The organism is Mangrovactinospora gilvigrisea (assembly GCF_001879105.1).
Classification (GTDB): domain Bacteria; phylum Actinomycetota; class Actinomycetes; order Streptomycetales; family Streptomycetaceae; genus Mangrovactinospora; species Mangrovactinospora gilvigrisea.
The window spans coordinates 1-3,267 of sequence record NZ_MLCF01000114.1 but is presented as its reverse complement, the minus strand read 5'-3'; the positions used below and the strand labels follow the sequence as shown (position 1 = coordinate 3,267).

Annotated in this window: 4 protein-coding genes; 2 read left to right on the top strand and 2 right to left on the bottom strand. The window is 68.5% G+C overall.

Annotated features, from left to right (window positions below):
* On the top strand, positions 1 to 548 hold a 548-nt coding region (locus tag BIV57_RS18385), incomplete at its 5' end, for an FAD-dependent monooxygenase (RefSeq protein ID WP_175548797.1).
* A gap of 107 nt (positions 549 to 655) precedes the next feature.
* Here the strand turns inward: BIV57_RS18385 and BIV57_RS18380 are convergent.
* Complete coding sequence (locus BIV57_RS18380) at positions 656 to 898, bottom strand: hypothetical protein (protein WP_139275714.1); 243 nt, start codon at positions 896 to 898, stop codon at positions 656 to 658.
* A gap of 33 nt (positions 899 to 931) precedes the next feature.
* Here BIV57_RS18380 and BIV57_RS18375 point away from each other — a divergent pair, with 33 nt between their 5' ends.
* Positions 932 to 2,509, top strand: coding sequence for a recombinase family protein (locus tag BIV57_RS18375; RefSeq protein ID WP_071657937.1), 1,578 nt, complete (start codon positions 932 to 934; stop codon positions 2,507 to 2,509).
* Here the strand turns inward: BIV57_RS18375 and BIV57_RS18370 are convergent.
* Positions 2,413 to 3,267, bottom strand: an 855-nt coding sequence (locus BIV57_RS18370; protein ID WP_245797794.1) for an ISAs1 family transposase, incomplete at its 5' end; no start/stop codon positions are given. The two genes, BIV57_RS18375 and BIV57_RS18370, sit on opposite strands and share 97 nt — an antisense overlap.

Sequence of the window (3,267 nt, the reverse complement as noted above, 5' to 3'; positions counted from 1 at the left end):
AGGGCATGAACACCGGCCTCCAGGACGCCGCCAACCTCAGCTGGAAGCTGGCCGCGGCGGTCCGCGGCACGGCGCCCGCCGGCCTGCTCGACACCTACCACGCCGAGCGCTGGCCGGTCGGCCGGACGGTGCTGCGCACCAGCGGCGGCATGATCCGCATGGCGCTCCCGCAGGGCCCGCTGCCGCGGGCCGTCACCAGGCTGATCGGCGCGGCGGTGCGGAACGTGCCGGCGGTGCGGCGCAAGGCGGCGGGCCTGATCAGCGGCGTCGGGATCTCCTACCGCGGCGCGCGCCGGGTCCCGGACGTCGCCCTGGCGGGCACCCCGGGCCGGCTCTACGAGGCGCTGCGGGCGCGGGAGTTCGTGCTGATCGCCCCCGAGGGCGAGACGTATGCGCACCCGGGCGTGCGGATGGCGCACTGGGCGTCGGACCGGCGGACGCTGGCACTGGTGCGCCCGGACGGATACCTGGCGTTCTCCACGGACGCGCCGGACGCGGCACGGCGCACGCGAGCGCTGGAGGCAGCGCTGACGCACTGGGTGGGTTGACGGGTTCGAACGCGGGAGGCCGCCGCCGGGAGCAGGGTTCGCTTCCGGGCGGCGGCTTCCCCGCGGGTCGCTCGCGCGGTACCCCGCGCCCCTTGCGGGGCGCCTCCTCAGCGGCGGGCGAAGTCCGGGAGGACGCGCTTCTGGTAGTACTCCTTCACCACCAGGCTCATCGCGCCCAGCCGGTCCGCCCGGACGTCCTTCGCGGAGAAGTAGATGTTGCCGCGGACCTCCGGCGTCTGCGCGCAGAGCGCCAGGTGACTCGCCATCTCCCCCGGGTTCTGCCAGGCCGCCGCCTGCCCGGCGACCCCCACCCGGTAGAGCGCCCGATGTTCCAGTAGACCTACGGCCATGAGTATCCGTTGGCCCAACGCTAGGATGGCCCCATGAGTGGACAGAGGAGCAAGGCCGGCCAGGACGAACGGCCCTGGAGCCCAGCCGAGTTGGCCGAGCTGACCGCCCTTCAGCAGCGCAACGAGCAGCTCCCCGAGGAAGCCCCACGAGCGTTGCTGTCCGTCCGCCTGTCCGTCCTGACCGACGAGACGACCTCGCCCGTGAGGCAAGAGCTTGACCTCTGGCGCAACGCCTGTGACAGCGGGCTGCGCGTCGTGGGTGTGGCGCGCGACCTGAACGTCTCCGCGACCAAGATCCCACCGTGGAAGCGGAAGGAACTCGGAGACTGGCTCAACAACCGATCCCCTGAGTTCGACATCCTCCTGTTCTGGAAGTTGGACCGGTTCGTCCGCAGGATCATCGATCTTCAGGTGGTCATCGAGTGGTGCCAGAAGTACGCGAAGAACCTGAAGTCGCTTCACGACCCGATCGACCTCTCCACCACGATGGGCAAGACGATCGTCTCCCTCATCGCGGGAATGGCCGAGATCGAGGCGGCGAACACCAGCACTCGGGTTGCCTCCCTTTGGGAGTACAACAAATCCCAGGACAAGTGGATCACTGGGCGACCTGCCTACGGGTACCGGGTGCGGAAGAACGACAAGGGTGAGAACGCTCTTGAGATCCACCCGGAGCAGGCCAAGGTGCTCCGGTACGCGCGCAGGGCGACGCTGCGCGGTCTCGCAGCAACCAGGATCGCCAAGATCCTCAACCGCGCCAACGCCCCCACGCGCCTGGGGGGCAAGTGGACCTCCACCACCATCCTCATCTGCATGAGGAACCCCGCGATCATGGGCTACCGGGTCGAGATGCGGGACAAGTACGACGGCGGCAAGAGATCCCAACTCGTCCTCGGCACAGACGGCAAGCCGATCCGCGTTGGCGAAGCCATCCTCACCGACGAGGAGTTCGAGGAGCTTCAGACGGCACTTGACTCCAAGTCCCGCCGGAACGCGAAGGCTTGGACGAAGGACTCCACGAAGTTCCTCGGGGTCATCAAGCACAAGGACTGCGGGACGAACTTCAACTACCGCGTGTCCAAGTCCAAGGGCAAGCGGTTCTTCTACCTCCGGTGCCGCGCGTGCACCGGAAAGGGGATCAAGCCCGAGATCCTCTACGACGCACTCATAACCAGCGTCATGGCAGAGCTGGGAGACACGCCCGTCGAGTTCCGTGAGTACGCCCGCGGCGCCGAGATGCGCGGCAAGGTCAAGCACCTTGAGGGCCGGATCGACTACTACATGAAGGGGCTCGCCCCGGGAGGGCGCTTCGCTCGTGGGGGCTTCGTCCAGGACAACGCAGAGGAGTCCTTGGAGGCCCTGATGAAGGAGTTGGAGGATATCGACCCGGCAACCACCGAGGATCGATGGGTCCTGACCCATGGCGGCAAGACCTATCGCGAGCAGTGGGAACAAGGAACCATGGAGGAGATGCACAAGGATCTGCTCCGTGCCGGCATCACGTTCCTCGTGAGCTACGAGAACGGTGAGCACGTGGGCGAGCTGCACATCCCCGAGGACGTGCGGAACCGCCTGGTGATCCGCGAGGACGACTTCGCGCTTGGCATGTGAAAAACGGCCCACCCAGGGATCTGGGTGGGCCGTTCGCTCGGTTCATCTCGCGGACGAGAGTCTTTGAGTGCCCGGTGAACCTGCTCGGGTTGGTGGCGGATGGCGCGGGTGGCCTTGGCGATGTTGTCGGCACCCAGGATCTTCAGGGCGCCGATGGCGAGGTTGCGGAAAGCGGCCATGGCGCGCGGCGCGCTTCCGGCGTGGACGGTCGAGGCGTCCTCGGCGAACGTGACATCGCGGATGCGGTGGGAGGAGTTCTCGATGCCCCAGTGGCCGCGAACGGCGGCCGACAGATCCGCGGGCCCGGCCTGATGGACATCCAGGCTGGTGACCGCGTAGACACTCTCGCGGCTCTCGCGCTCGCCGGTCTCCTTGCGGCGCCGGTGGACGCGCAGGGCGAGGCGGGCATGGGGGAAGGCGATGCCGCCCAGGCTGTCGGCGACGGCCAAGGTCTTGATCGAGCGGGACTCGCGACGACGGTGCCCGGTCTCCGAGCGGCTGTGCGCCACCGGGACCTGATTCCACGGCAGCGCCGCGAGCCGGGCGTACGCGGCGGGCTGGTTGGTCTTGATGACGGCGATGTAGTGGGCCTTCTTCGCCTCGACCAGCCAGGTGATGTTGGCCCGCACCGAGTGCGGCGCGTCGAAGGCGACCACCGCGCCGGCCAGGTCCGGCGGCGCCGGCAGCGGCTTGAAGTGCCGCGTCTCGCCTGTCTTGGCCCCGACCTGGGCGAGGGTGGCGACGGGGACGTGGGTGAC